The organism is Enterococcus sp. AZ141 (assembly GCF_051714385.1).
Lineage (GTDB): Bacteria > Bacillota > Bacilli > Lactobacillales > Enterococcaceae > Enterococcus_D > Enterococcus_D entomosocium.
Genome location: NZ_JBIORT010000001.1, coordinates 2347178 through 2373947, shown reverse-complemented (window position 1 = coordinate 2373947; position 26770 = coordinate 2347178). Strand labels below are relative to the sequence as shown.

At 34.0% G+C, this 26770-nt stretch carries 22 protein-coding genes; 2 read left to right on the top strand and 20 right to left on the bottom strand.

From position 1 onward, the window contains the following. Window positions 1-44: 44 nt before the first annotated feature. Entirely contained in the window at window positions 45-2741 is a 2697-nt protein-coding gene (locus tag IGI89_RS10990) for a MucBP domain-containing protein (protein ID WP_438735654.1), read from the bottom strand. Between the two features lie 636 nt (window positions 2742-3377). Here IGI89_RS10990 and IGI89_RS10985 point away from each other — a divergent pair. Then, a complete protein-coding gene (locus tag IGI89_RS10985) occupies window positions 3378-3992 on the top strand; it encodes a helix-turn-helix domain-containing protein (protein ID WP_438735653.1) in 615 nt (204 codons plus the stop codon). A gap of 71 nt (window positions 3993-4063) precedes the next feature. On the opposite strand, the gene IGI89_RS10980 is transcribed toward IGI89_RS10985, so the two are convergent. The 19 genes from IGI89_RS10980 to IGI89_RS10890 all read right to left on the bottom strand — a co-directional run bounded on the left by IGI89_RS10980 (window position 4064) and on the right by IGI89_RS10890 (window position 24191). Next, window positions 4064-4645 (bottom strand): acyltransferase, encoded by a 582-nt coding sequence (locus tag IGI89_RS10980; RefSeq protein ID WP_016621485.1) that lies wholly within the window; start codon window positions 4643-4645, stop codon window positions 4064-4066. Beyond that, on the bottom strand, window positions 4642-5754 hold the full coding sequence (locus tag IGI89_RS10975; RefSeq protein WP_042890466.1) for a DegT/DnrJ/EryC1/StrS family aminotransferase: 1113 nt from the start codon (window positions 5752-5754) through the stop codon (window positions 4642-4644). Before IGI89_RS10975 ends, IGI89_RS10980 begins: the two co-directional genes overlap by 4 nt. After that, window positions 5747-7195, bottom strand: coding sequence for a lipopolysaccharide biosynthesis protein (locus IGI89_RS10970; protein ID WP_368739804.1), 1449 nt, complete (start codon window positions 7193-7195; stop codon window positions 5747-5749). Before IGI89_RS10970 ends, IGI89_RS10975 begins: the two co-directional genes overlap by 8 nt. Before the next feature lie 93 nt (window positions 7196-7288). Continuing rightward, the gene (locus IGI89_RS10965; RefSeq protein WP_438735652.1) at window positions 7289-8356 is read right to left on the bottom strand and encodes a TDP-N-acetylfucosamine:lipid II N-acetylfucosaminyltransferase; all 1068 of its coding nucleotides are present in this window, start codon (window positions 8354-8356) and stop codon (window positions 7289-7291) included. A 738-nt stretch (window positions 8357-9094) separates the two neighbouring features. After that, on the bottom strand, window positions 9095-10309 hold the full coding sequence (locus IGI89_RS10960; RefSeq protein ID WP_016621489.1) for a hypothetical protein: 1215 nt from the start codon (window positions 10307-10309) through the stop codon (window positions 9095-9097). After that, window positions 10306-11421 carry a glycosyltransferase gene (locus IGI89_RS10955; RefSeq protein ID WP_016621490.1) on the bottom strand — a complete coding sequence of 372 codons (1116 nt, stop codon included), beginning with the start codon at window positions 11419-11421 and terminating at the stop codon, window positions 10306-10308. Before IGI89_RS10955 ends, IGI89_RS10960 begins: the two co-directional genes overlap by 4 nt. Beyond that, a complete protein-coding gene (locus tag IGI89_RS10950; RefSeq protein ID WP_016621491.1) occupies window positions 11418-12233 on the bottom strand; it encodes a hypothetical protein in 816 nt (271 codons plus the stop codon). Before IGI89_RS10950 ends, IGI89_RS10955 begins: the two co-directional genes overlap by 4 nt. Continuing rightward, complete coding sequence (wecB, locus tag IGI89_RS10945) at window positions 12226-13353, bottom strand: non-hydrolyzing UDP-N-acetylglucosamine 2-epimerase (protein WP_438735651.1); 1128 nt, start codon at window positions 13351-13353, stop codon at window positions 12226-12228. Before wecB ends, IGI89_RS10950 begins: the two co-directional genes overlap by 8 nt. Window positions 13354-13355: 2 nt before the next feature. After that, window positions 13356-14465 (bottom strand): capsular polysaccharide biosynthesis protein CapF, encoded by a 1110-nt coding sequence (locus tag IGI89_RS10940; RefSeq protein ID WP_016621493.1) that lies wholly within the window; start codon window positions 14463-14465, stop codon window positions 13356-13358. After that, window positions 14462-15484, bottom strand: a complete 1023-nt coding sequence (locus IGI89_RS10935; RefSeq protein WP_016621494.1) for a polysaccharide biosynthesis protein — start codon at window positions 15482-15484, stop codon at window positions 14462-14464. The genes IGI89_RS10940 and IGI89_RS10935 overlap by 4 nt, the downstream gene beginning before the upstream one ends. After that, the gene (locus IGI89_RS10930; protein WP_016621495.1) at window positions 15477-16697 is read right to left on the bottom strand and encodes a glycosyltransferase family 4 protein; all 1221 of its coding nucleotides are present in this window, start codon (window positions 16695-16697) and stop codon (window positions 15477-15479) included. The genes IGI89_RS10935 and IGI89_RS10930 overlap by 8 nt, the downstream gene beginning before the upstream one ends. Next, window positions 16690-17586 carry a sugar nucleotide-binding protein gene (locus IGI89_RS10925; protein ID WP_438735650.1) on the bottom strand — a complete coding sequence of 299 codons (897 nt, stop codon included), beginning with the start codon at window positions 17584-17586 and terminating at the stop codon, window positions 16690-16692. Before IGI89_RS10925 ends, IGI89_RS10930 begins: the two co-directional genes overlap by 8 nt. Then, window positions 17583-18197: a sugar transferase gene (locus IGI89_RS10920; protein WP_042890468.1), complete on the bottom strand. Its 615-nt coding sequence runs from the start codon at window positions 18195-18197 to the stop codon at window positions 17583-17585. Before IGI89_RS10920 ends, IGI89_RS10925 begins: the two co-directional genes overlap by 4 nt. Window positions 18198-18209: 12 nt before the next feature. Next, window positions 18210-20027, bottom strand: coding sequence for a polysaccharide biosynthesis protein (locus IGI89_RS10915; protein WP_438735649.1), 1818 nt, complete (start codon window positions 20025-20027; stop codon window positions 18210-18212). A 12-nt stretch (window positions 20028-20039) separates the two neighbouring features. Next, window positions 20040-20804, bottom strand: coding sequence for a tyrosine-protein phosphatase (locus IGI89_RS10910; RefSeq protein WP_008378782.1), 765 nt, complete (start codon window positions 20802-20804; stop codon window positions 20040-20042). Window positions 20805-20827: 23 nt separating this feature from the next. Continuing rightward, the gene (locus tag IGI89_RS10905) at window positions 20828-21535 is read right to left on the bottom strand and encodes a CpsD/CapB family tyrosine-protein kinase (RefSeq protein WP_005234973.1); all 708 of its coding nucleotides are present in this window, start codon (window positions 21533-21535) and stop codon (window positions 20828-20830) included. Between the two features lie 9 nt (window positions 21536-21544). Then, window positions 21545-22324: a YveK family protein gene (locus tag IGI89_RS10900; RefSeq protein WP_008378786.1), complete on the bottom strand. Its 780-nt coding sequence runs from the start codon at window positions 22322-22324 to the stop codon at window positions 21545-21547. A 15-nt stretch (window positions 22325-22339) separates the two neighbouring features. Beyond that, window positions 22340-23272 carry an LCP family glycopolymer transferase gene (locus tag IGI89_RS10895; protein ID WP_005234969.1) on the bottom strand — a complete coding sequence of 311 codons (933 nt, stop codon included), beginning with the start codon at window positions 23270-23272 and terminating at the stop codon, window positions 22340-22342. Between the two features lie 49 nt (window positions 23273-23321). Further along, a complete protein-coding gene (locus tag IGI89_RS10890; RefSeq protein WP_016621501.1) occupies window positions 23322-24191 on the bottom strand; it encodes a hypothetical protein in 870 nt (289 codons plus the stop codon). An 860-nt stretch (window positions 24192-25051) separates the two neighbouring features. On the opposite strand from IGI89_RS10890, the gene IGI89_RS10885 reads away from it, so the two are divergent. Continuing rightward, complete coding sequence (locus IGI89_RS10885; RefSeq protein ID WP_016621502.1) at window positions 25052-26521, top strand: helix-turn-helix domain-containing protein; 1470 nt, start codon at window positions 25052-25054, stop codon at window positions 26519-26521. Window positions 26522-26770: the final 249 nt, after the last annotated feature.

The window sequence follows — 26770 nt, the reverse complement described above, 5'->3', positions numbered from 1 at the left end:
TTTTGATAGTCAGTAACGCCTTTCCCCAATGACTTACTTGATCGCTATTTTTGCTTTCTGAAATAAAGCCAGCTTGCTGTGGCGACGAAGCACAAACCAACTACAAATGGGAACAACGTCCCCTGCTCATCGGTTTGCGGCAATCTTTGCGCAGAATTGCTTTTTTTCGAAGTGACAGTCGCTGTTGGGTCTTTTTCTTTTTTATCAGAACTATCCACTGTTGCTACGTTTTCTTTTGTATAAACATACGTCACAGTTGCCTCCTGCTTACCGAATGTGCCTTTGGTATTTTGCGGCAGCTGACTTCCGTCTAACGTGTAGCCTTCGATTGTTAGTTGATATTTTTCTGTGCTGGCATCATAAGAGTCGCCTACGTTTCCACTGATCCTTTGTGGAGGGTGAATTTCTTTGCCTTCTGTGTCCACATACTCGACTGTTATATCCGCTGCGGGTACAGAATTTTTTGTGAAGATGTATGTGACAGTTTGTGCTGTTTCGCTAAACAAACCTTTAAGATTTTCTGGTAATTGGCTTTCGTCTAAGGTGTAGCCTTCAATCACTAATTGATAGTTCTTCGTGCTGGCATCGTAAGACTCACCTACGTTTCCACTGATCGTTTGTGAAGGGTGAATTTCATTGCCTTCTGTGTCCACATACTCGACTGTTACATCCGCTGCGGGTATCGGATCTTTTGTATAGATGTAAGTGATGGTTTGCGCGGTTTCTCCAAACACACCCTTGCTGTTTTCTGGTAATTGGCTTTCGTCTAGTGTATAGCCATCGATCGATAGTTTATATTGATCTGTGCTTACATCGAAAGAGTCGCCTACATTCCCGCTAATCGTTTGACTAGCGTGGATTTCGTTGCCTTCTAAATCTACATACTCAATCGTGACATCCGCTGCTGGTATCGGATTTTTCGTGTAGATGTAGGTGACTGTTTGCGCTGTTTCGCTAAACACACCTTTATGATTTTCTGGTAATGGTCTTTCGTCTAAAGTGTATCCATCGATCAATAGTTTATATTGATCTGTGCTTACATCGAAAGAGTCGCCTACATTCCCGCTAATCGTTTGACTAGCGTGGATTTCGTTGCCTTCTAAATCTACATACTCAATCGTGACATCCGCTGCAGGTACAGGATTTTTTGTGTAGATATAGGTGACGGTTTGTGCTGTTTCGCTAAACATACCTTTAAGATTTTCTGGTAATTGGCTTTCATCTAGTGTATAGCCATCGATCGATAGTTTATACTGATCTGTGCTTGCATCGTAAGAGTCGCCCACATTCCCGCTAATCGTTTGGCTAACGTGGATTTCGTTGCCTTCTAAATCTACATACTCAATCGTGACATCCGCTGCAGGTACAGGATTTTTTGTGTAGATGAATGTGATTGTTTGAGTTGTTTCACTAAACAAACCTTTAAGATTTTCTGGCAACTGGCTTTCATCCAATGTATAGCCATCGATCGATAGTTTATATTGATCTGTGCTTGCATCGTAAGAGTCGCCCACATTCCCGCTAATCGTTTGAGAGGAGTGTATTTCTTCGCCTTCTGTATCCACATACTCAATCGTTACATCTGCAGCTGATATCGGATTTTTTGTGTAAATGTAGGTGATGGTTTGTGCTGTTTCGCTAAATATACCTTTACTATTTTCTGGCAGTTGGCTTTCGTCTAGGGTATAACCGTCAATTGATAGCTTATACTCATCCGTACTAGCATCATATGAAGCACCAATGGTACCAGATAAAGTCTTCGTTTCATGGATTTCTTGCCCTTGAGTATCAAGATATCTGACAGTTACCTCTCCCACCTGCTCCGGATCAACAATGACATTGACTACATGGGTTGTATATACACTATATGAGGCTTGTCTAGCCATAAAAATTGCTACGTAAGTCCCCGGTTTGCTCGGATCAACATTTGTGTAGTACGGAAAGATCTGTGAGTCAGAAATACTTTTTTCTATGTTGCCGCTAAAATTTAACTTAAACGCCTCGATCCCTAATGCCTGTGTTGAGAAATCGAAGTTACTATTTACAGGAATATGAATCGTATCGGGGCTATCTCCAAAAGCATACTCGCCTACAATTTGACGCTCATAAAGTGCCAATGTTTTGGTTTCTCCTGCTTGCAAATTGATAGAATTTCCAATCGATGTAAATGCGTAGTTCAATCTTTGATTCGTTGTACCCACTTGCTTAATAAAGTAGCCCCCTGAAGGAACCTGAATCGTTACCTTTCCTGAACTGTCCGTGACTAATAACGTCACTTCACCAGATGTCAAGGAGGTCAATGTGAAATAAGCGCCTTGGATTGGCTGGTTTGAATTACTATCTAAAACTTGAACCGTCAGTTGTGCATTGGCAGCTCTTGCAGACGACGGATTAACAGAAGAAGTGTCATTATTTACTGTGTCTACAGCAGATTCTTCTTTATTTTCCGATCCGCTGATGGCTTCTTTACTGTCACTACTTGCTTGTGTTTGTTCGTTCTCAGCATCCACGCGCGCTGAGGTCGTTGTTGTTAGCGTAGAATTTTCTACTTGAGAGGTAGCTTGTCCAGCATCCGCAGAAGCATTCGTATCATCAGATTGTACAGTTTTCACTTCTTCCTGATCCACCTGCGAAGATTCTGAAAACACTTGGCTTTCCGCCACTACCTGAAATGCTGGCGTTACCACCGCAGCACTTAATAAGATTACTAAAGATAGAATATATTTAAACTTCTTTTTCACAAACTTTCACCTTAACCTTCTTTTTCAAAATTAAAACCTTTTTATCCAAACTTTTTTCACGTCTAAAAATCATTATAATTTATTAATTTTTAATTTACAAACAATTTTTTATTTAGCGTATCATCCACTCCTATCAAAAATTTTTTATGCGGACACATGAAATACCATTGAGCGTATGTATACTTAATTCACTTGTCATCGCATTGCATCACCTCTTCAGAATTTTATAATTCAAGCACCCTTACCTTCAAGCAAATCCAGTGCAAATCAGCGCAAATCTTCTTTGCATCCTTGTTTTATCAACGATTTCATTTTCAAAAAAGGAAACTATTTTTTACTTGATCGTGGCTTTTTTTTTGGAATGATTCGAGTGAGACTGTCTTCTACTCTGAATATGTGCTATCTTTGAACATTTATCAGTTCATATATGATAATTGTTACTTATTACAGGTGAAGGATTCACTGAAAAAAATCGAGTAATTCCAGAAATTTTTTTAGGAATATCTGAAGGAAGCTCATTTTAATTTAATCTTATAGGAACAAAGAAAATGACTTGTGCATTTTTTCGTTAAATCGGGCTTTACAATTGTTTCTTTGAACCGCTTTATGATAGGATAGGTCAGAAGGAGCATTGAAATGACTATAGCTGAAAAAATAAAAGAGAGTCGCTTGAAATTAGGACTCACCCAACAAGAAGTTTCCGAAAAATTATTTGTTACTAGACAAACGATCTCAAATTGGGAAAACAATCGAAGTACCCCAGACATCGACACATTGATCAAATTAAGTGATCTCTATCAAATCGATTTAGAGTCACTACTAAAACCAGAACAATTAGCAGAAGAACCAGAAATAAATAGTGAAGAAAAGAAACCAACCTTCCGCCTTCCTCTATACTTGCTAAATTTGACTGCAGTCGTCGCTTGCGTTTTCACCGACTTCTTAACACCAACAGGAACAATGACCCTATGGACAGCTGCTGCACATTTTTTGTTACTAGTTAACTTTGTCCTTTTATTCGGCTTTTTCCTCACAAAAAAAAGACCCCTCCCTGCAAAAACAATTGTCTTTGCATTAGGAAAAGGTCTGTTGATCTTAGCCATTATATTAGTTTTTACTCTTTGGTCGAATAAAGGAGCTTCCGCTGATGCGTTACATCTGATTGGCCATAATTATGGTCATTTTGTCTATTTGACGTTTAAAGCAATAGGAGTGATTTATTTGTTTGATTGGCGGAAGTTTGATTATTAAACTTACTCGAAAACAATTCAAAGATATTTTATATAACATTGTATTTTAAATAATCAAATTAAATATTTAAATTATTCGTATTTAAGTTCAGCAAGGAATTTTTCAGTTAGCGATTCAAGCTGACGATTCCTTTTTTTTATAAATTTTGCAGGTATTCCCGCCCATACAGAGTATTCTTCTAATGATTGATTAATTAAACTCATAGCACCAACGGCACTGCCTTCAGATAAAATACAACCGGGTAATATAGTACTCCCAGTTCCAACAATAACAAACTTCTCAAGAATCACAATCTTATCTGTAATATTCTTATACTCATCTGAAATAAGAGGACTTGTTAGACTCTGACCAGAATAATCATCACTTTTTCCGTAGATACAAACTCTCGAAGATATATTAACAAAGTCCTTTATAAACACTCCTTTTTCTCCAGAAAAGATTGAACTGTATGCAGCAATATGAACAAATGATCCTATGATTATATTACCACTTAGTATACAAAAATCATCTATTCTAACATTATCACCAATTGATATATTAGAAACATTATAAAAACTACTTTTTCTACTAATGCTTACATTCGTTCCAACAAATTTAAAACCCAGATTTTCTAATTCTTCTTTAGTATAAAAACTTGATAACAATAAACTCAATCCCTTCTGAATTGTTTTATAAGGGTACAAATTTTCTCAACATCTTGTTCTGACAAATCAGCATACATAGGAAGTGTAAGAACTCGCTTACTGTATCTAAGTGCAATCGGAGTTTCAAACGGATCAAATTGATTGTGATAACAATCAAAAGCACTAGTTATAGGATAAAAGTATTTTCTTGCAAAAATATTGTGTTTTTCTAAAAAATCTTTTAGTTCATTTCTAGATTTCCCATAAATTTCTTCATCTATAATTATAGGGAAATAAGCATAGTTAGAATCAACGTTTTTCTGAATCGTAAATATATCTAGTCCTTCGATTTGATCAAGTAAACTATGATACTTAAGATATACTTTTTTTCTTTTTTCAATTTCTTCGTTGATATGCTTTAAGTTGCAAAGCCCCATTGCTGCAGAAAATTCGTTCATTTTAGCGTTTGATCCAACAAAATCAACTAACTCTTCATTTCTAATGCCAAAATTTTTTAAACGCGCTAAGTTTAAGCCTAATTCCTTATCACTGTAGGTAAGAGCTCCCCCCTCTATTGTATTGAAGACTTTAGTAGCATGAAAACTAAACATTGATAAGTCTCCAAAACTAGCAACTGGAGCTCCTTTATATGTTTCTGAAAAAGCATGAGCAGCATCGTATAATACCTTTAATCCATATTTCTTAGAAATTCTGTCAATTTCATCTATATTACATATATTTCCATAGACATGTACAGGGATTATAGCTGATGTTTTATCAGTAATAAGGCTCTCTATTTTAGATGTATCAATAGTAAAATCCGCTTCATTTATGTCGCAGAATACTGGCTTCAGTCCATTTCTAACTATAGCGTGAGTAGTTGATGCAAAAGTGTAAGGGGTTGTTATAACTTCTCCTTTCAAATTTAGCGCCTGAATACCCAATTCTAAAGCTAAATGACCATTTGAAAATAGTGAAACACCTTCACACCCCATATACTTTTGTAGTTCTTTTTCTAATTTCTTGTGCTTTTCTCCCATATTCGTCAACCAATGTGTTTCCCAAATATCCTTTACTTCTTCAAAATATTCTTCCATAGATGGCATTGAAGATTTTGTGACTAAAATTTTATCATCCATTATTTTTTCTCCTTTTAATAACATAGTTCAATATATACATAAAAGAATCTAGTTTAAAAATATAAGAGAGTATCAAATACGAAATACCTCCTAATGTACCACCTAATAAAACTGTTATAAAATTGTTCAATGGAATAAAGGTGAAAGTATATAAACCAAAACCACAAGCCAATGAAGTCAAGATATAAGGAAGTATATCCTTAATTTGCTCAGAATAATTATATCCTAAAAGCTTTCTACTAGGTCCAATATTTATAATTAGTGAGATCACGGAACTAATTGCTGCTCCTACAGCAATAGCCATTGGCGTGGAAAATAAAAATATTGCAGAAACCAAAATAATAACTCCTATCATTTTTTTCCCAATTTCGAGCTTTAAAAACAAATCACTTCTACCCATCGCATTTAAAGCTTGTAAATTTGCAGTGTGAATAGGTATTAAAGAAAATATAAAGCAACTAATTTGTAAGAACGGAACACTTTCCTTCCATTGGTCACCTAGCAAAGAGGTTATAATAGGAGTACCTAATACCCCTAAAAAAGTCATCAAGGGAAAGATTATAAAAGAACTAGTTTTGACAGATCTTCTAACAACAGACTTCATTTTTATTTTATCATCTTGTATTTTGGATAAAGTTGGCAACATCACACTTTGAATAGCACCATTAACATTAGTTATGATTATTTGAGGAAATTGTTGTCCTTTATTATAATAGCCTAAAATATTAGCTGAAAAACGCCTACCTATGATCAAACTTTGAAGCTGTACATACATTGTTTCTAAAAAAGAAGATAATAATATTTTCCATCCAAAAGCAAATAGTACTTTTATGCTTCTGTATGAAAATATTAATTTAGGAAACCATCTTACTTTATAGGACAATGTTAAGCAATTTAATGATGATGATATAAGTTGTTGGAAAATCAAGGACCAAATTCCATATCCTTTCAATGCAAGAAAAATTCCTATTAAGCCAGATATTAAGTTCGAAACGATTGTACTATACAATAAAAGGTGGAATTTCATTTCTCTGGAAACAATCGCCAATTGAACGGAGTTATAAGATCCAATAATAATTATTAAAGAAACTATTCGTAGATAATTAGATAGGTTTTCCATCCTATAAAAAACTTCTATTGTTGGAGCAGATATGAACAAGATAATATATAACACTATAGATATAAGAAAACTTATATAAAAAACAGATGAGTAATCTGTTTCCGTCACTTTTTTTTTCTGAATTAAAGATGTACTAAAACCAGACTGAACAAAAACTTGAGCAATATTAATAAATACAGTTAATATTGCTACTATCCCAAAATCTTTAGGAGAAAGTAACCTAGCTAAAACCAATTGGATGACAAACGTTATAAAAAAACTTCCAAACCGTTCTAAAAACTTATATACCAAGGACTTAATTACCATATCTGTTGAATTCACATAAATTTTTCCTTTCTCAATTCACATTGATATAGATATCTTCTTTATAGGCTCAGCTTAATAAACATAAAAGTTTAAAAGTATTAACTTTGACTAGTTTTTAAAAAAGAAATCCCACTCTCTAATAGCTTTATCTACAGAAAAAAACTCAGAAACCATCATACTATTATGATCTATACTTTCTTTTTGATAACTTAACATATCAATAAATTTTTCATTCTTTGCATTCTTCATGTTGTAAATTATATAATTCTTTTCAAAATCTTTATGCATCGAGCTTTTCTCGTACATATAAATTTTAGAACCTAAATAAAATAGAATACGTATATTTCCCAAGCCTTGCTGTCTATCATTATTAAAAAAAGCAACATCTATTTTTGATAATATATCATAGTAATCTTTCTTTTCCATAAAGCTAGTTAATGGAATGAATTTTTCCCCTAAGATTTTATACCCATAATTAATTATATCTTTTTTATATGTTTCATCACCATATGACAAAGGGACGTAAACATTGAAGCTTTTATCTTTGTAACTGCTTAATAAATCAAGTACTTCTTTGTGCCTATTGCTTGCTGTTGCATTGTTTCCAACAAGAATATTAGTTTCTTCTTCTGATCGAAAAGAATTTTTTTTAATCTTTTTTATATAGTCTATAGTTTGGTAGTCTATATATCTAACACTGTATTTTTCTCCAGATGTTTTATACCAAATTCTGGATAAATTAAAATCAGAATCAGTTAAAACTGCAATTTTCCTTAAACGACTTGTAAAATGTTTTTTTAGAAGAAAAGTAATTCTGGACTTCAAATTTTTTTTTAGATTTTTATAATCATATAGGTCTGCTCCCCAGATCACCCAAGAAGCTTTTCTTGCTAGAAAAGGCATTAAAGAAAAAAAACTTAAAGTTTTTGTTTTCATGAAAAGTGAATGAAATATTACTTGATCTGATCTCAATAAACTGTATATAAAACTAATATTAATTCGCAATATTTTCACATTGTTATAGGTAGTAATAGAATTTATTAAATTTTCATAAGTATCATTACCATATAAATAAAATGTATGATTGTCAGTATTATTCATATGATCATTAATCATCCTTACGTAATCAGTAGTAAATTTTTCCTTTGGAAAAATATGAATTATATTTTGACCCATCAATGCTTCCTCCTAAAGAATAGGTATATACACCCTATTCTATTCCAAAATATCTCTTGTATATAATTTACTACATACCCCTATCAATTTTCTAACGAAACAGTTACTAACGATAACTATTGTTTTTTTAGAATCCGTAAACTTTTCTTCATTTTTAAAATCATAAAAAAATTTTGTTTTTATATTAGTTAAAGAAAAAAATTTATTCCTTTTAATTGAGGTCTTTCTATTATGAATTAATATTACAAAACTATCTGATTTTATTAAAATGATTTTTTAGTTTTTGTTAAGTAGTAATACTCATACCCAATAGAATACTTATTGGAATAACAAACTGTTCTAGAAACGAAATATATATCTTTTATATTTCGTTTAATGTTAAATCACTAATCTGCATAATTATCCAGATCATCAAAAACACCATTCCAAAAGCAACGTTTACGTAAAAAAATAATTGATCTTGCTTCTTTTTTAAAAGAGCAGGATCTCACCTGCTCTTAATTGATAATTATATTTATCTTGTATATTTTTGTTTTTCTTCTTGATTCACTCAATGATTATTTTTGCAATAACCAGTCGTATTTAAAAGCCCCTACTTAAAAGCCAGTCAGAGTTATATGTCAATCTAATCCTAATTCAACTCTATGGATGAATTCTTATAGTCTATAATTCTATTAGTTAAGCTAGTTACCATGCTAATATAAAATATCAAAACATCTTTTACCAATATTCTTGTACTTAAAAGATTTTTTCATAATTGTCACTCTCAGATGAATCATTAATACCAATTAGAAAAATCACAAACAATTCAAATGAGCCAGTTGAGAATAAAAATGACAATTTTAATTCGTAAATTAGTGTTAGTATATATACATATAATAGAATAACTTTAGAGATACGATTCTTATTTTTAATGTTCCTTGTTAATAAATAAGTGTAAAAAGCCAAAACAAATATTAGTCCAATTATCCCAACATAAAATATTGTGTTGATATATCCAGGATCGGCTGGTGCTTTCGTGTTCAGTCCGAAGAAAAAATCACTTCCTTCTGGTAATGGGAATTGCTCTGATATTATATCTAAAAGATTATAATTAGCGTAACTATCCGTTATATCATTATTTAATATATTTAATACTGGTACCTTTTGTAACAAAATCATTTTTAATTCTATATTTAAATTTATAGAGATAATCATGAAGAGTATTCCGCCAAGCGTTATAAAAATTGTTAAAATAAAAAATATTATTTTATCAACATATTTCCCAATTTTTAACGAACAAAAAAATAAGGTGATCACAGATAAGGCCAACATAACAATATTAAAACGTGAGGTGAATATCACAGATAGAGCAAGAAAAAAAAGAACTAAATAACTTGAAAAATTCTTATTTTTTCTTGTGACAGTAATTACTCCAAGAATAAAAAATGCTATATTTATAAAAAATCCTGCAAAATCATAACCAGAAAACATTCCGCTAGCTCTCATTGGGAGAAACTTCTTATCATATCCGCTAAACATTTCAAAAAAAACTCTAGCAGAATCTGAAAAGCTACTCGTAATAACCGCAAAAGAATGAATTAAAGTAGCTAATACAAATGATAAATACATTTCTTTTGAAGAAACTAACGTGTCTTCAAAGAAAAGATAAATGACTATAAACGAAATAACTGATCTTAATATTTTCATAAAGAAGAACAATTCACTGTTTTGATGAGAAAAAATATTAATACCAATATATACTAAAAAAAACACAATTATAATCAAAAATTCTAATTCTCTTTTAGAAATTAAAATATTCTTTTTGACTCTTTTTATAAGAGAATATAAAAACCAAAATATATAAATAAAAATACGAATATCTATTCCTCTGAATTCATTTAGAAAAACCATTGTAAATATGAATACAACTAATTCTGTTTTGCTAATTTTTATTTTATTACTATTTTTCATATTAAAGCTTTCTCCATAATAGTTTTCCAGTCATAGCTTTTCCTATTTTCTTCTAAAATTGTCATTGTAGATGTTTCTCTAAAATGAATATAAGCATGAATAATATGAGACATATCAATATCTTTAGAACTGTTTTCTACATGAAAAATCATATCCTCAAAATTTACTCCCCTTACTATTCCCGATGTCAATACTGGTAGTCCTCGTGAAATGTATTCAACAACTTTTAGAGTTGTATCTATATCTGCATCTCTTTTGTATAAAGCTAAGGCTCCTACACCAATATCTGCTTTTGAAAAGATTAAATCTAAACTTTCACCATAAACTTTACCATGAAAACGAACAATGTTCTCCATTCTTAAATTTTCAACATCTTTCTTCAAAGCTTTAATTGCAGGACCATCCCCGACAATTTCGAAAGTTATATTACAATTTCTGTTTTGTTCATTATATTTTTTTATTGATTTTATTAATCTTGAATAGCCATGGTAGTTATAGAGTGTACCCACACCAATAAAAGTTAATTTTTTTATTGGGTTTAAATTGTGACTCATATTAATATTAAAACTATCAATTTCAACACCGTTTGTTATTTCAACAAATTTTTTCTTTAGTCTAACTGAAGTATTTGATATTACAACAATAACTTTATCAATAAATAAATAAGATGCGTAAAAAATAATTTTATCATAAACTAATTTAAAGAAAGTGAGAATCTTATTGGTAGATGAATTTATCTGTTCTCCAAAATAAGGATATGTCGGTACTTCATAAAAAACTTTTAAACCATTCTTTCTAGCAAACCGAAAGAGCATAACTTGTTTAAGTGTCGGTTTCAATGTGTTCCGAAAATAGAGTCTATCAATAGGGTTCTCTTTTATAATATTCTTTGAAATACGAATTAAATTTTTTACAGTTGGGATAATTTCCGTTGTCTCTTCATTTAATATTTCTCCATTAACAAAATGTAAAATAAAAATATTTTCTTCTTTTTTACAAACTAAAAAACATGAAGAATCATTGGATATGACTTTACTCTGTACATATATCTTTTTAAAAATCCCACTACTTTCGCTATAATTGATATTTGCTAAGAAAACTGTACCTTTCATATGAAGTCCTCATTAAAATATTGGTTGTATATTTTCAAAAGTGACTCTGCGATATAGTTACTTTTTTGTTTAAAGTCTATTTTGCTTGTTGTTTGGCTTTCATTGTGTATAACTTCAAGTGTATCATCATAATAAACTTTTCCATTTGATAGACGGATTTCTTCCGCAATGAATGCTTCCTCGCTATACATTAATGACATGTAATTTCTTTCCAACTCATTTAAAAATTTTGGTTTTAAAATAAAGAAAGACCCATGAGCAGAATAAACATAGGAAGAATTCTTCTTTTTCTTTCTAGAAAGACTTGATTTGACTTGTGATAAAGCTAAATAATACTTAGATAATATAGGATGTGAAAAGATAAATATTCTTCTTTTTATTGATTTTGAAGTATATCTTTCATAGTATTGCGGATTTTCATATACTTTTCTATTTTTTTCAAAAATTGAGGGTGCTATACAAAATACATCCTCTGAATAATCTGAAGCCAACAATTTCTCAAAAAAATTCTTATCTGGTATTTCAATATCCGTATTAGAAAAAACGACCCATTTAATAGATAATCCTTCCCTCAAAAAACTCTCATAACTATAAAATAATCCATTCAAATATCCCAAATTCTCATTTGGAAAAAAAAGATTAATATCAATTTGGGAACTACTCAACAATTTTGCTCTTCCCTCTGTATCTCTGTTAACTGTAATAGCTAACTTAATCTTTTCATTAAGATTTTGTTCCTCTAATTGAAGAACATACGAAGCAACTTCTTCATAATTGTCATAAAAAATTATACAATTTAATATTTCACTCATTACTCCACACCACCCTGTTCACATAATCTGTATAAGAAACAATAATCCTTAAAACCTTCTCAGACACATTTGGCATTGAATAATCTGATACTTGTCGGAGAGTATCATCTTCTTGTGTCTCTATAATTTCTAATCCTTCAAGAATTCTGTTTTTCTTCAACCCAACCATCATCACACTAGTTTCTTCCATAGCTTCTGGTCTTTCATGTGCCTGACGGATATTTAGAGCTTTGAATCCAAGAATCGATGCTTCTTCACTAATCGTACCACTATCACTTAAAACAGCTTTAGCATTCATTTGAAGCTTATTGTAATCATTAAATCCCATAGGTTTCATGGTTTGAATCAATTCGTGGAATTGAATACCCTCTGATTCTATCATTTTCATTGTCCGAGGATGAGTACTGATAATAATTGGATATTGATATGCTTCAGCAATTGAGTTTAGTGAATCCACTAAATCATGAAAATTTTCTTTTGAACTAATATTTTCTTCCCTATGTGCTGATACTAAAAAATACTCATTTTGCTTAAGACTTAGTTTTTCCAAAATAGGTGAGTTCTCAATATCTTCTTTTCTAGAATTCAGCACTTCAAACATGGGACTACCGGTTTTAATGATTCGATCCGCTGGAAGCCCTTCTCTCAATAAGTATTCTCTGGCGATATCACTATACGTTAAATTAATATCAGCTGTATGGTCAACAATTTTTCGATTTGTTTCTTCTGGTACTCTTTGATCAAAACAGCGATTTCCAGCTTCCATATGAAAAATAGGAATGTGTCTTCGCTTCGCGGCAATTGCACATAAACAACTGTTGGTATCTCCCAAGACCAAAAATGCATCTGGTTTTACTTCTTCAAGAATTGGATCTATTTTGATCAGTATATTCCCAACGGTTTCAATGGCTGTACCTGTTGCTGCATTCAAAAAATAATCTGGCTTCTTTAATTTAAAGTCTTCAAAGAAAACTTCATTTAGTTCATAATCATAGTTTTGACCAGTATGTACAAGTACATGGTCAATCGCTTCAGAACTCTCTAAACGATTAATAACTGCAGATAAGCGAATGATTTCTGGACGAGTCCCAACGACTGTCATAACTTTTAATTTTCTCAATGCTAGACCTCCACGTAATAAGTATCAGGATTTTCAGGGTCAAACGTTTCGTTTACCCACATAACAGTGACCATGTCAGTATCCCCTAAATTTTCAATATTATGGGTATAGCCAACAGGTATATCGACTACTTCTAAATTCTCACCAGAAACGAAATACTCAATTATTTCTTTAGAATCAATCTTTCTAAAGCGGATGACGCCTTTTCCACTTACTACCAAAAATTTCTCATTTTTGGTATGATGCCAGTGATTTCCTTTAACAATCCCCGGCTTTGAAATATTAATTGAGACTTGTCCGCGATCTTCAGTCCTCAAAAATTCGGTGAATGATCCGCGATCATCGATATTCATCTTTAAAGGATATGAAAACTCATCCTCTGGTAAAAAGCTAAGAAATGTACTATACAGATTTTTTTCTATTCTACGATTCAATTGAGGTACAGATAGATTTCTTCTACTTTCTTTAAAAGAAAGAATTATATCTCTCAAAGTGCCCACAGTTACTGTATCCGTTTCTCTTACTGAACAAAAGTCGTCGACAATAAATGGTTTTGCTTGAAGGCAATGCAGCAATTCCTTAACAACATCATCAATATAGCAAAGTTCAATTTCCGCATTTTTATCATTAACGGTTATTTCTTCACCTCGAGCTACTTTATAACAAAAAGTCGCTACTACCGTATTATAATTTGGTTTCGACCATTTTCCATACAAATTAGAGAATCGGTAAATGTAGACTTTCGCTCCAGTTTCACTTTGATATTTTCGTAAGAGATCTTCTCCAGCTTTCTTACTGCGACCATAAGCATTGTTAAGAGCAGCTTGAATAGAGGATGATATCATTACTGGACAGGTATTGTTGTATTCCTTTAGTTTATCTAGAAGAACTGAGGTGAAACCGAAATTTCCTTCCATAAACGCTTCTTCTTCCTTGGGCCGATTTACGCCCGCTAAATGAAAAATAAAATCTGCTTTTAAGCAGTATTCATCTAATAAATGTGGAGGAGTATCTATATCATATTCAAAAATATTTTCATAACCTTCGTTTCGAAGCTCTGCAATTAAATTTCTACCTACAAATCCATTGGCTCCTGTAACTAAAATATTCATCGACTTTTCCACTCTTTCAACTCTTCTTGAACATAATCTAATGCTAATAATTTTTCCTTAATTTGTTCTACGGATAGTCGTTCTGTGTTATCAGAATTGTATTCACCTTCGTGTGTCAACTCGGTACTGCCTTCACTAAAATATTTCTCATAATTAAGATCTCTAGTATCGGCTGGTACACGATAGAAGCCACCCATATCTTTCGCAACGAGGTATTCTTCTTTTGTAAGAAGGGTTTCGTATCTTTTCTCACCATGACGTGTGCCTATAATTTGAATCTCATTTTCGACTTCAAAAAGTTCTTTCACTGCTTGTGCTAGATCCCCGACCGTTGACGCAGGCGATTTTTGAACCATGATGTCTCCTGCTTTTGCATTTTGAAATGCAAAAACAACTAATTCAACGGCTTCTTCTAAACTCATCAAGAATCTAGTCATGCCCGGGTCCGTTACAGTTAACGGTTTTCCTGCTTTTATTTGCTCAATAAATAATGGAATCACAGAACCTCTGGATGCCATGACATTACCATACCGCGTTCCGCAAATCATTGTATTTTCATCTGTCACAGTTTTCGCTTTTGCTACAAAAACCTTCTCCATCATTGCCTTTGAAATCCCCATTGCGTTGATTGGATAAGCAGCTTTATCTGTTGAAAGACAAATAACTTTTTTTACCCCCATCTCAACAGCAGCTGTCACAACATTATCCGTACCCATGACATTTGTTTTAACAGCTTCCATCGGAAAGAATTCGCATGAAGGAACTTGCTTTAAAGCAGCCGCATGAAATATGTAATCTACTCCGTACATTGCATTTTTAACACTATTTATATCGCGTACATCCCCAATATAAAATTTCAATTTGTCATTGTTGTATTTCTTTCTCATATCATCTTGTTTCTTTTCATCTCGAGAAAAAATACGAACTTCTTTTATTTCGGAGTCAAGAAATCTTTTCATAACAGCATTTCCAAAAGACCCTGTACCACCAGTTATTAGCAGTGTTTTATTTTCAAACATTATATGTCTCCTCTGTTATATAATTATCCATTTTATCTAAAAGTAGTTCTTTTTCAAAATACTCTAAAAAGTAGTTTCTTGAGTTGTTCCCCATATGAACAATTTCATCTCTGGTAAGTGACTCAATTAGCATTAGATTATTTAGTAATTGGCTAATATTTCCTGCATCGCTAACGAATCCACAATCGGCGTTTTTGACAATTGTCTGAGATTCTCCACTAGCAGATAGTAGTATAGGCTTTCCACAAGCCATACTAGATTGAAGTTTCGCTGGTATGGTCATCGAAAAGATCTCACTTTCCTGAAGACAGACAAATGAAAAATCACTCGCCGAAAAAATTCCTGATACTTCCGTTGGTGGCACAGGATCTATAAAACAAAAATATTCTTGAAGATTTTTTTGCTCTATTTCCTCTTTTAATGTTGATAAATATCTACCGTTTCCAACAATATTAAATCTTATATTGGAATCCCTACGCTTTAAATCTTCACCAATAGAAGGTAATATATCCAATCCTTGAGCCATCCCAACATTACCGGCAAAAGTAATATTAATCTTATCATCTTGTTTTATTTTGTCACTTGCTAAAGCATTAGGACGATAAAATTCTTCCGCATACTGAGGCCAAAAATAAATTTTATTTGAATCATGTCCGCGACTTTCAATATTCTTTTTAAAACTCTCCGAGGCTGTAAAAATTTTGGTGCAATTTTTATAAATATAATCGACCATGTTATCTAAAGTCTTAATTATCAGTTTATTTGAGATTCCTGTGATAATTTCAAAATTCTCTGGCCACAAATCCATTACATAGATATAACAGGGAATTTTTAATTTTTTCGCAATCCAAATCCCTGGCATTGCTTGCGTCATAGGAGATACCTCATAAATAAATACCATATCAAATTTTTCTTTATTATTCAGATTCCAAAATAATCCGGATATAACAAAAGAAAGATAATTTAAAGCCATCATTATACTGTTGCTTTTTCTAGGTATTATTGGAATTCTAATTATATTAACGCCATCGAAATCATCTTTTCGTCTTTTCTTCAGACTATATCCTTTATAAAAATCTCCTTGAGGATAGTTAGGTATCCCCGTAAGGACAGTAACTTCATAGCCTCGTTTAACCCACGAAGTACATATGTCATTAATTCTGAATTGTTCTGGATAAAAATATTGTGATACTACTAATATCTTTTTACTCATTTCTATCTATACCTACACTTCTTTTAACAGATTCTTCAAAATCTACAAAATCTGGATTTCTTGTAATCGGAGCATAAATTAGATTACCAAAAGCTTTGTTTGTCAATTTACCTATTTTACCTGGAAAATAGCCTAAAACCTTAATCAATAAACTTACATAATTCAAGATAAACAGATTATGATTTGTACTTTTTGCTATCAATTTAATGAGGGTACTCGTTTGAACATATTCGTTATTTTGAGGAAAAAATACCCCCTCTTTATTTTTGTCTATAATTTCTCTAATGACTATACACAAATTTTCAATATATAACATTGATCGCTGATTATTTACTAATGGAAAAATTGGAAGCTTATTCGCTAATTTTACAAGTTCTCGAAAATTCTCTTTACTATTTTCCCCGTAAATCATTGGTGGTCGCAAAATTACTATATTCAAATTTTTGTTGTGTGTTTCTATTAAAGCTTTTTCTGCTTTCCACTTACTATCACCATAAAAATTGGATGGATTAGGTTGTGTTTCTGGAGTAATAACACGCTTCTTATTTATATTTGTTTCCTCACCATAAATAATAATCGAACTCATGTAAATAAATTGTCCGTTTTTTCCATTTAAATCGTTTTTGTACTTTTCTGCTGTCTCAACTGCAAGATCGCAATTCACTTTATAATAAAGTTGTTTCGTTTCTTCACTGACTTTTGATACATCTGCATGAGCAATTCCTGCGACATGAAAAACAGAATCATACTGAGAGAAATCTTTTTCTTTCCATTGATCTCCATGCATATCAATTGTATCAATTTGATAGTTATCGCCAAATTGCTGCATCCATTTCTCGAAGGATGTACCGATATAACTGTTCGCTCCTGTAATTAGGATTCGTTTCATTCGATTTCCTCCTTCTTCATCGTTCCAGTCCCGCCTTCAACGACACCGTCACTTTTGAAAACAGAAGTAATCGTACCAAAGAAGCATTTTATATCCATCCTTAAACTAATATTATCCGTATATTTGCCATCTAACTTGGCCTTAATTGGAATCTCAAGCTCGTCTCGACCACTAATTTGAGCCAACCCAGTCAATCCTGGACGAATATCATTTGCCCCATACTTATCACGTTCTTCAATCAAATCATATTGATTCCATAGCGCTGGACGAGGCCCAATGACAGCCATATCACCTTTGATAATATTGAACAACTGAGGCAGTTCATCCAAACTGGTTTTTCTTAAAAATTTTCCGACCTTGGTGATATAAAAATCAGGGTCTGCTAAAAGATGTGTCGGCATTTCTTTCGGTGTATCGATCTTCATTGTCCGAAATTTATAAATGTTAAAATGGGTTTTATTTTTACCAACCCGTTTTTGCTTGAAAATAATTGCTCCCTTAGAATCTAGTTTTATTGCTAAACATAAAAGTAATAAAACCGGTGATAACACAACAATCCCCATTAACGATAAAATAAAATCAATGATTCGTTTCAATCCATCCTTATACAATAAAACCCACTCCTATTTGTTTGAAGCATTTGCAAATTTCACAATTTCATTAGCCAATGTAGCACTATCTTTAGGAAGTGCATCTACAAAACAAAGTACCTCTTCCAATGAATATCCTTTGATATTCCCAACAAAAATTTTCTCAAAGACTGCTTCATCATTTCGTTCTTTATCCAGCAAAAGCTCTTCATATAATTTTTCCCCAGGTCGAATCCCGGTTTCAATAATCTCAATCTCTTCTTCACTATAACCACTTAGACGAATCATATTCTTCGCAAGATCAACGATTTTCACCGGTTCGCCCATATCTAAAATGAAGATTTCGCCACCTTTAGCAAGTGCCCCTGACTGAATAACCAATCGGCTAGCTTCTGGGATCGTCATGAAATAGCGGGTCATACGAAAATCAGTTACTGTGATCGGTCCACCTTTTGCTATTTGCTCACGGAATACTGGAATCACACTGCCTCTTGAACCTAAGACATTGCCAAAACGCACAGCAGAAAATTTCGTGCAACCTTTTTCATTCAAGCCCGTAACAATCATCTCGGAGATGCGCTTTGTTGCCCCCATGACGTTTGGTGGATTATTGGCTTTATCCGTAGACACCATTACAAAATTTTTCACTTTCGCAGCTTTGGCAGCTTCAGCGGTATTTTTCGTTCCGTAAATATTGTTTTTAACTGCTTCTTTAGGATTGTATTCCATCAACGGTACGTGTTTATGTGCTGCCGCATGATAAACGATATCCGGTTTGACTTCCTTCATGATTTCAAACATCTTTTCTCGATCTTGTATATCGGCTATAACAGGAACGATTTCGGTAATATTATCTTTAAAATTGATGTTCAACTCACGGTCAATTAAGTAAATCGAGTTTTCGCCATGTCCTAACAAAACTAGTTTTTTAGGATTGAATTGAATCACTTGGCGACAGATTTCGGAACCGATCGATCCACCAGCACCAGTCACTAATATCGTCTTTCCAGTAATTTGATCTTTGATGGAGTCGATATCCAATTTGACTTCGTCTCTGCCTAGCAAATCAACGACATCGATTTTCTTCAAACGTGATGTGCTGATTTTTCCAGAGGCGATTTCTTCCATTGATGGCATCGTGTTGACTTTGACATGCAAAGGTTCAATTAAGCTAAAAATACTCCGCAATTTTTTCCGTGACAAGGATGGAATAGCGATCGTAACCATATTGATCTCATACTTTTGAATCAAATCAGGTAAATCACTTATACAACCCAAGACTTTTTTCCCAGAAAGATAAGTGTTTCGTTTATTCGGATCATCATCGACAAATCCGATAATATTAATGTCACTTGCCGTTTTCGAACCTACAAAGCTATTATAAAGAATACGGCCGCCTTCTCCTGCACCGACGATCAAGGTATTCTTAACAACCTCATTGGATGCCCCTCTCATGTTTTTTCTTTCTATATAGATCCGCCATATCAATCGACTAGCAATAATCAGAAAGAGCGAAAGAAAGTACGTAAAGATCACTAAGCGCACGCTATAGGTTTCATCACCGAAAAACAAGATCACGTTACAAGTAAAAGCGCTGCATGATACAGCCAAGAAGATAGCAATCATTTCTTTCAAGTTCGTGTAACGATTGATTCGAGAAAAAACACGAAACACTGAACCATAAAAAAGATAGAAACCGACAGAAAGGCTCACCGACATCAATGTAAATTCTTTTGGGATCGCCACAAAGGGTTTCATAAAATAAACTGCTGCTATATTCGCTGCTATGATCAATAAACTATCTACAACTATCAAAGTTACAATTTTTCTTCTTCTCGTTAATTCAAACAACCCAGTTGCCCCCTAAAATAACCCGAATTTCTTTTTTTTCACTTCTGTAAAAGCTGGAAAACTGATTTGATCCCCGTTTATCAAATCTTTTGCTACTTGTTTCATCAACGTTACTTTGAGCATGCCAAAATCTTGCTCAATTTGCTCATAAGCTTCTTTTAAATTAAAGGTGCGTTTTGTAACGCCATGGGCATCCGAAGCGACCATCTGAACAAGATTATGTTCAACCATTGTTTTTGCTGTTTTTTGGATTTCTTTTCCAAATACGCCGACATAACTTGGCGCAGTTAACTGTGCCAAACAGCCCATATCCAAAAAAGGGATGAGATTGTTAGGGTCTTTTCTAAAATGAGCATTCCGCTCGGGGTGGACAATGACTGGAATCTTTCCCAGCTGTAGTAAATCGAAGAATATTTGTTCTGTATACGTAGGCACTTCAATCGTAGGAAATTCTATCAAGATATACGTATCATCAAGATCTGTAAAAAGGATGTCATTTTTCTGTATATCCTCAATTAAATCTCCTGTTATCCTAACCTCTTGCCCCTCAAGAACTGTCAAGGGCAGGTTCCGTGCGTCTAATTCTTCTTGTAAAGAGGTAACGAGAGAAATGACCTCTGACTTCGGATTGCGGTATTTTCCATTGTTATGATGTGGGGTACAAAGGATATGCGTAATTCCTTGGCTAATCGCTTTTTCAGCCATAGCAATGCTCGCATTGATGTCTTCTGCACCATCATCAATTCCTGGTAAAATGTGGCAATGTAAATCAATCATTTCTCTCGTCTCCTTCAAATTAATTAATTTCCATAATAATAGTAGTAACCTGAATCTTTCGAGTGTTCGGCACCGTTATAGACCACCCCAATGATTCTTGCTTGAACCATATTCAAAAGATCTCTCGCTTTTGTTAAGGATTCTTTACGTGCAACATTTTCTCGAACCACTAAGATCGTCCCATCTGCTTTCGATGCCATGATTTGTGCATCGGTGACTGCTACAACTGGTGGCATATCAAAGATAACCACATCGTAAAGGTTTTTCGCTTCTTCCATCACTTGGTTCATTCGTGCTGACCCAAGTAGCTCAGATGGATTTGGTGGTTTTGGTCCGCTAGTTAAGACAGATAAATTATCAATCACCGTTTTTTGAGCTGCTTCAAGGACGCTCGTTGAGGTACTTAATACGGTACTCAATCCACTCGCATTGTTTAAGCTGAATGTTTTGTATACAGTAGGCTTTCGCATATCGGCATCAACTAACAATACTCGTTGTCCTGATTTTGCAAAAACAACCGCTAAATTAGCTGAAGTTGTCGATTTTCCTTCACCTGGACCAGAAGAAGTAACAACAATGGTCTTGATTTGTTTATCTGCTGAAGACGCAAATTGAATATTTGTACGGATCGTACGATATTGCTCTGAGATTGGTGAAGAAGGATCAATTAGCGTGATCAAACTTACTGCATGTGTCTGTGTCCCAGTACGTTCTTGTTTTTTTGCCATCATTGTTCCCTCCTAGACCCGGCTACGACTACGGCGTGATTCTGCCGTTTTGTCGCCTTGCGGTTTCTTAATAAATGGTGCGCTTGGCTTTTTCTGAATGGTCGCAGCCAATTCTTTTGGTGACATTTGGGGTACAGTACCCAATACGGTAAAGCCTAATGTTTCGGTTACAAATTTATCATCTTTGACAGTTCGATCTAGTAGCTCCAATAAGAAGGCTAAACCGACACCGACCATGATCCCTAATACCAGACCAATAGCTAGATTTAGTTTGTTGTTAGGTGAAACTGGTGTAGTACTAGCTACCGCACTTGAAATGATTGAGATTTTATCAACATTCATAACATCTTGAGCATTTTCTTGAAAGACCAATGCTGTCGTATTGGCAATATTTTGCGCTGACACTGCATTTGTACTAGTTGCCTGAATGGAAAACATTTGTGAGTTCTGTGACTGGTTGATCGAAATGGATTCTTTCAATTGTCCGACAGTCAAGTCAAGGTTATTTTCAGACTCCAAACGATCCTTTACTTGTGTCATAACCAAGTCACTGACAATCATATCTTTATACGTATTGATCATTTGCAAGTTTGTATTCACATCGTTGGCATTGGTAGTTTCGGATTGAGGCAATGTCACAATCAACTGAGCTTGTGAACTGTATTTCGGTGTAATGACAAAGAAGGTGAATATCCCTGCTAAAGCTAAACCAGCAAACATTGAAATAAAAATAGCAGCTAAATGTTTCCGTAGAATTGCGAATATTTCTTTTAAGCTAATTGTTTCTTCCATCTTTTCTCCACTTTCCTATTCATTCTCTAGATTTAGTTGAGCTTTCAACTCTTTTTGAACTCTTGCTAGTTCTTCGTCACTCACACGCTGATATGAGATGCCGTCTTGCATGAATCCTTCCCCTTGCAACTGATCTTGTTTGATCGTTTGAAAGGCACTGCGATAGTTAAATGCTAAGGTTCGCATGTCATCGAAACTCATATCTGTCTTCATGTTTTGCTCAACGGCATTTAAGATCGTTTGATATTGGGTGATTCCATCAAGACTCAAGACTTTCTTAACGATCCCTTCAACGATTTTACGTTGGCGTTCTTGACGTCCATAATCGCCGTTTGGATCTTCATAACGCATTCTTGAATAGGCAAGGGCTTGTTCGCCATTTAGTGATGTACGTCCGATAGCAAAATCAAAGCCATCTTGCGAAAAGGTGATTTCATTATCAACTTCAATGCCGCCAACCGCATCGACTAATTCTTTCAAACCAGCCATATTGATTGATACATAATGATCGATCGGAATATCCAAGAATTTTTCTACGGTATTCATTGCCATCGCTGGTCCACCAAAAGCATAGGCATGATTAATTTTATCTGTCGTCCCATGTCCAACGATATCAACATAGGAATCTCTTCCAATACTCACCACCGTCGTCTGATTGTCTTGTGGGCTGATGGTCGCCACCATCATGGTATCAGAACGTCCTTGTTCGACTCTTCCTAAATCACCGGTATCGATCCCCATCAGTAAAACCGAGAAGGAATCTTTTTGGGATAGGTCGACATCATTTTCACGTAGACGATCTTCTCGATCACGTTCGACTGATTGATAGGTTTCTTGAATTGAGTTTGATACATCAAAATATAATTTTGCAGCGACACCGATCATTCCGATGACTAAAACTGCAACGATTGAAAAGATGATTAAAAAGATTTTTTTTCCTTTTGACATTTGCTTTCCTCCAGTTATCTAAAATTTCCTTCAGCACGTTTCATCTTATTTAATAGTAAGACGCTGAACTTGTCTCTGTTCCAGTACCGTCTCCTGTTGATGTATCGTCAGAATAACTTTCAGTTGAAGCTGAGGGAATATAACTGGTATAGCCTGTATACCCCATTTGAGCCGCAATTGAATTAGCGGACTCTGTAAAAGAATCTTTAAGTACTTGATTTCGCACTTGATTGATGCTGTCAATCAGAGCTAAATAGCCATCCAAAGTCGCTTCGCTAGTTACAACATTATCTTGCAGCATAGCATTCAAGCTGGCTTGAATTTGTGTAATGCGATCCAATTGAGTGGTCGCAAACTCTAAATAAGCAGAAACAAGGTCTTTCCACGGACCATCTTCAAGAAAATTTAAATCCTCACGGACATTCCCTAAGTCCGTTTCTTTTAGATCCTCTTTAATAGTGACATTGTTCTCAGCAACTTGCCAATTCGAAACACCTTCAGTAAACAGCGCTGCTGTATTAGCTTGTACTTTCACTTTTGCCTCGATCTCTTTTAGTTGATCATCCAGCGCTTGTTTCTTTTCTTGAATCTCAACAGATTCGCTCGGTAATGCGCTCTCTTCGATTCCGTAATCATCTGCAGATACTTTTACTGCTGATAGTTTCGCGACAGTTTTCAAAACCTCTTCTTCGCTAAGATCACTTCGTAAAAACGTTTGCTCTTCGTTGCTGTACATACCAGTAATTTCTCCGGACAGTTCATTCAAGCGCTCTCGCTCGCTTGCAATCGCTGTCTGTGCATATTCGACTCGCTGCTGATATTGCCTTTGGTTATTTTGTCGGTAACCAATTAAACAAATTGCAACGGCGCCAATACCAACGGCTAAAACAGTCAAAGTCTTTATTAACGGCTTTCCCATGAACACACTCCCTACTTCAATTGTGCTTGTTTAAGCATTCTGCCTTCCTCTCACATAATAAAGGCAATTCTAGTTTATTATAAGAGAAATGTATCATTAAATAAAGGAAATTCCCGTTTTTTATTTATTAAGGTATATTTTTCGTCAATAAAAGACTTATATAATGCCAAACATCAGTTATTTTAAAAAACCATAAATAACGTCTACTTTACTTGACAGTTTATTTAAACCCTCATTTTAAATAATGAATAATTCAGTTATAATCGTTGTTATCATCACCTTTGAAGGTTGTCACATTATAGAAAAATAACCTTAAGAGATTATATTCGTTCACTTTCTCAACATCTTTTCATTATAAATAGAAAAGATAAGAAATTCAGAAAGTATTTTTATACACTTTTCTTGTTATTATAAATTAATTTGGCAAAGCTGAATTCTTTTCTTGGCGCACTTAGGGTTTCCTTTGCGGCTGCTATTTATTTACGTCAATCGTTCCTGTTAAAATTATAAGTTGTCTTTCGCAAAGTGACTTTTTTCTTCAATTCTGTTCCCCTTAATATTCAATCGCCCCCCGAAAAACAATAATCATTTAATTTTTATTCCACCACTAAACACTTATCGTCTCGCCCCCTCTCTGGCTATTCAATTTCCATCAATCTTCTTCGACATGCTGGAAAAAACGTGTTTCTACCTATATATATGCCGATCGTCAGTTGATTTATAGAAAATGCAAAAAATCTCGCATAGACTCAGGTATAGATTTCACCAATCGATGAAATACGTGATTTGTTTTTTCTTCCCTATCTTCTTTAAGATGAATAAGTAAGATTTGCGATTTTGTTCATGAAAGGAGCCACGTCTTGAGAAATTTTCAAATAAATTTTATTACTAATACTGCAACGATTCGATGGCTGAAAATTTTGAGGGCATTCGAGAAAAATTATCAATGTTCGACTCAAGGTTTGGCAAAAATTTCAGGAAGTACCACGCGAACGATCGTTACGGATGTGACGGATCTAAAAGAGTACTTTGGCGATTGTTTATCGATCGACTCTTCTCACAAGGGGTATATTTTTTCGATCAAACATTCCGCTGTTTATTTAACGAAAAAACGTGCGCTGATTGCCAATGAGATTCTCTTCCATATCATCGAAAGTATTTTCCACAATGATCTTTATAGCTCATCTGAATGGGCTGAGAAATACCATATATCAGAAAGCACTGTTCTTCGCTATTTGCGGAAAGTGCAACCGATTTTTTCTTTCTATCGTTTGGAGATCCAAACCAATCCTATTTGCTTTATTGGTGAGGAGATCAATATTCGCAAGTTTTTCCATGATTTCTATTACGAATCGGAAATTACTGCCCATACGATTTTTCCGCCGATCGCCATCCAAAATATCACTGCTAGCGCTTTTTCTAGATGTTATCAACTTGACCAGCATGCTTGTTCGTTTGGTGAATTCAATTATTACTTGTATATCACCTTTGAGCGCCATTGTGCGGGTCAAGGTATTGAGTTGCCTAAGCAAATAAAAAAAATATTTGAGCAATATAATGATTTTCGGCTATTTTCTGAAATCAACGAGGCAATGAGTGAACAATACCAAAAAGAACTTCCCTATGAGGAAGTCCTTTATTTGTTCTTATTGGTGAAAACCCGTCGTTCGATCAGCAACTTGGCGATCGAACAAACCTTTTGTAAAGAGTATAATCATTGGCCTGAAATTAAGCAGCTTGCTGCAGCCTTTGTCAAGGATTGTTTGCCAGATACTCAAGATAGCGCTCGTGATCGGCTCTTAGTAGAATCCTTTTTTACGGTAGCAAAAATAAAGCAATTATTATCCCCCTTATTAAACCATATGATTTCGGATACCGTTCATTTTGTCGAAGAGGCGTATATGGATGATTACCATCTATTTAAAAACTATCTGTTGACGCAACCATTAGCCAGAGAAATTTGGGACAGTATCACACTGGAACACTTAGGAACGAGTCTTACGATGTACGTTACCTCTATTAAATCTTTGTACTGGCAAGCAAAGAAGAATATCGCTTTTTTGTTTGAAGGCCCCTTTTATTTATGCCAATTATTAAAATGCAAATCTGTTCGTTATTTGCGCAGCTCTCGGACATTTTATTTTCCAGACTCCAATGAATTGTCGGCAGGCTATTTGGAAAAAAATCAAATTGACTTGATCGTCACCAACTATACGGAATACATTACCGAATATGCCCAAGACATTGATTATTTGCTATTCAAAACTTTTCCCGATGAGCACGACTGGGAAGCTTTAGAAGAAAAACTGAATGCCAACTTCAATCCTTGATAAATGAAAATCTTGGCTCTTTAATTTATGGGACTGAGGAATCATAACTGATTCTTCAGCCCCATTTTCATTTTAGGTATTAAAAAACATATCGTTCTCTAGTATGATTAGATCACCACAAAATAAATAACTGAGAGAACGATTGTAAGGACTTATGGGCAATTTAAATCAAAATAGAGCGTATCCATTCGGGTCGGCACTGACACAGCGATACGCTCTCTACTTATGCCTTATTCTATTAAAAGCAAA

What these genes read in the sequence shown, in the direction of transcription:
- IGI89_RS10985 (WP_438735653.1), top strand. Translation starts at nt 3,378, where the DNA reads ATGACTATAGCTGAAAAAATAAAAGAGAGTCGCTTGAAATTAGGACTC.
- IGI89_RS10975 (WP_042890466.1), bottom strand. Translation starts at nt 5,754, where the DNA reads ATGGATGATAAAATTTTAGTCACAAAATCTTCAATGCCATCTATGGAA.
- IGI89_RS10965 (WP_438735652.1), bottom strand. Translation starts at nt 8,356, where the DNA reads ATGGGTCAAAATATAATTCATATTTTTCCAAAGGAAAAATTTACTACT.
- IGI89_RS10960 (WP_016621489.1), bottom strand. Translation starts at nt 10,309, where the DNA reads ATGAAAAATAGTAATAAAATAAAAATTAGCAAAACAGAATTAGTTGTA.
- IGI89_RS10955 (WP_016621490.1), bottom strand. Translation starts at nt 11,421, where the DNA reads ATGAAAGGTACAGTTTTCTTAGCAAATATCAATTATAGCGAAAGTAGT.
- IGI89_RS10950 (WP_016621491.1), bottom strand. Translation starts at nt 12,233, where the DNA reads ATGAGTGAAATATTAAATTGTATAATTTTTTATGACAATTATGAAGAA.
- IGI89_RS10940 (WP_016621493.1), bottom strand. Translation starts at nt 14,465, where the DNA reads ATGAATATTTTAGTTACAGGAGCCAATGGATTTGTAGGTAGAAATTTA.
- IGI89_RS10935 (WP_016621494.1), bottom strand. Translation starts at nt 15,484, where the DNA reads ATGTTTGAAAATAAAACACTGCTAATAACTGGTGGTACAGGGTCTTTT.
- IGI89_RS10930 (WP_016621495.1), bottom strand. Translation starts at nt 16,697, where the DNA reads ATGAGTAAAAAGATATTAGTAGTATCACAATATTTTTATCCAGAACAA.
- IGI89_RS10925 (WP_438735650.1), bottom strand. Translation starts at nt 17,586, where the DNA reads ATGAAACGAATCCTAATTACAGGAGCGAACAGTTATATCGGTACATCC.
- IGI89_RS10910 (WP_008378782.1), bottom strand. Translation starts at nt 20,804, where the DNA reads ATGATTGATTTACATTGCCACATTTTACCAGGAATTGATGATGGTGCA.
- IGI89_RS10905 (WP_005234973.1), bottom strand. Translation starts at nt 21,535, where the DNA reads ATGATGGCAAAAAAACAAGAACGTACTGGGACACAGACACATGCAGTA.
- IGI89_RS10900 (WP_008378786.1), bottom strand. Translation starts at nt 22,324, where the DNA reads ATGGAAGAAACAATTAGCTTAAAAGAAATATTCGCAATTCTACGGAAA.
- IGI89_RS10895 (WP_005234969.1), bottom strand. Translation starts at nt 23,272, where the DNA reads ATGTCAAAAGGAAAAAAAATCTTTTTAATCATCTTTTCAATCGTTGCA.
- IGI89_RS10890 (WP_016621501.1), bottom strand. Translation starts at nt 24,191, where the DNA reads ATGGGAAAGCCGTTAATAAAGACTTTGACTGTTTTAGCCGTTGGTATT.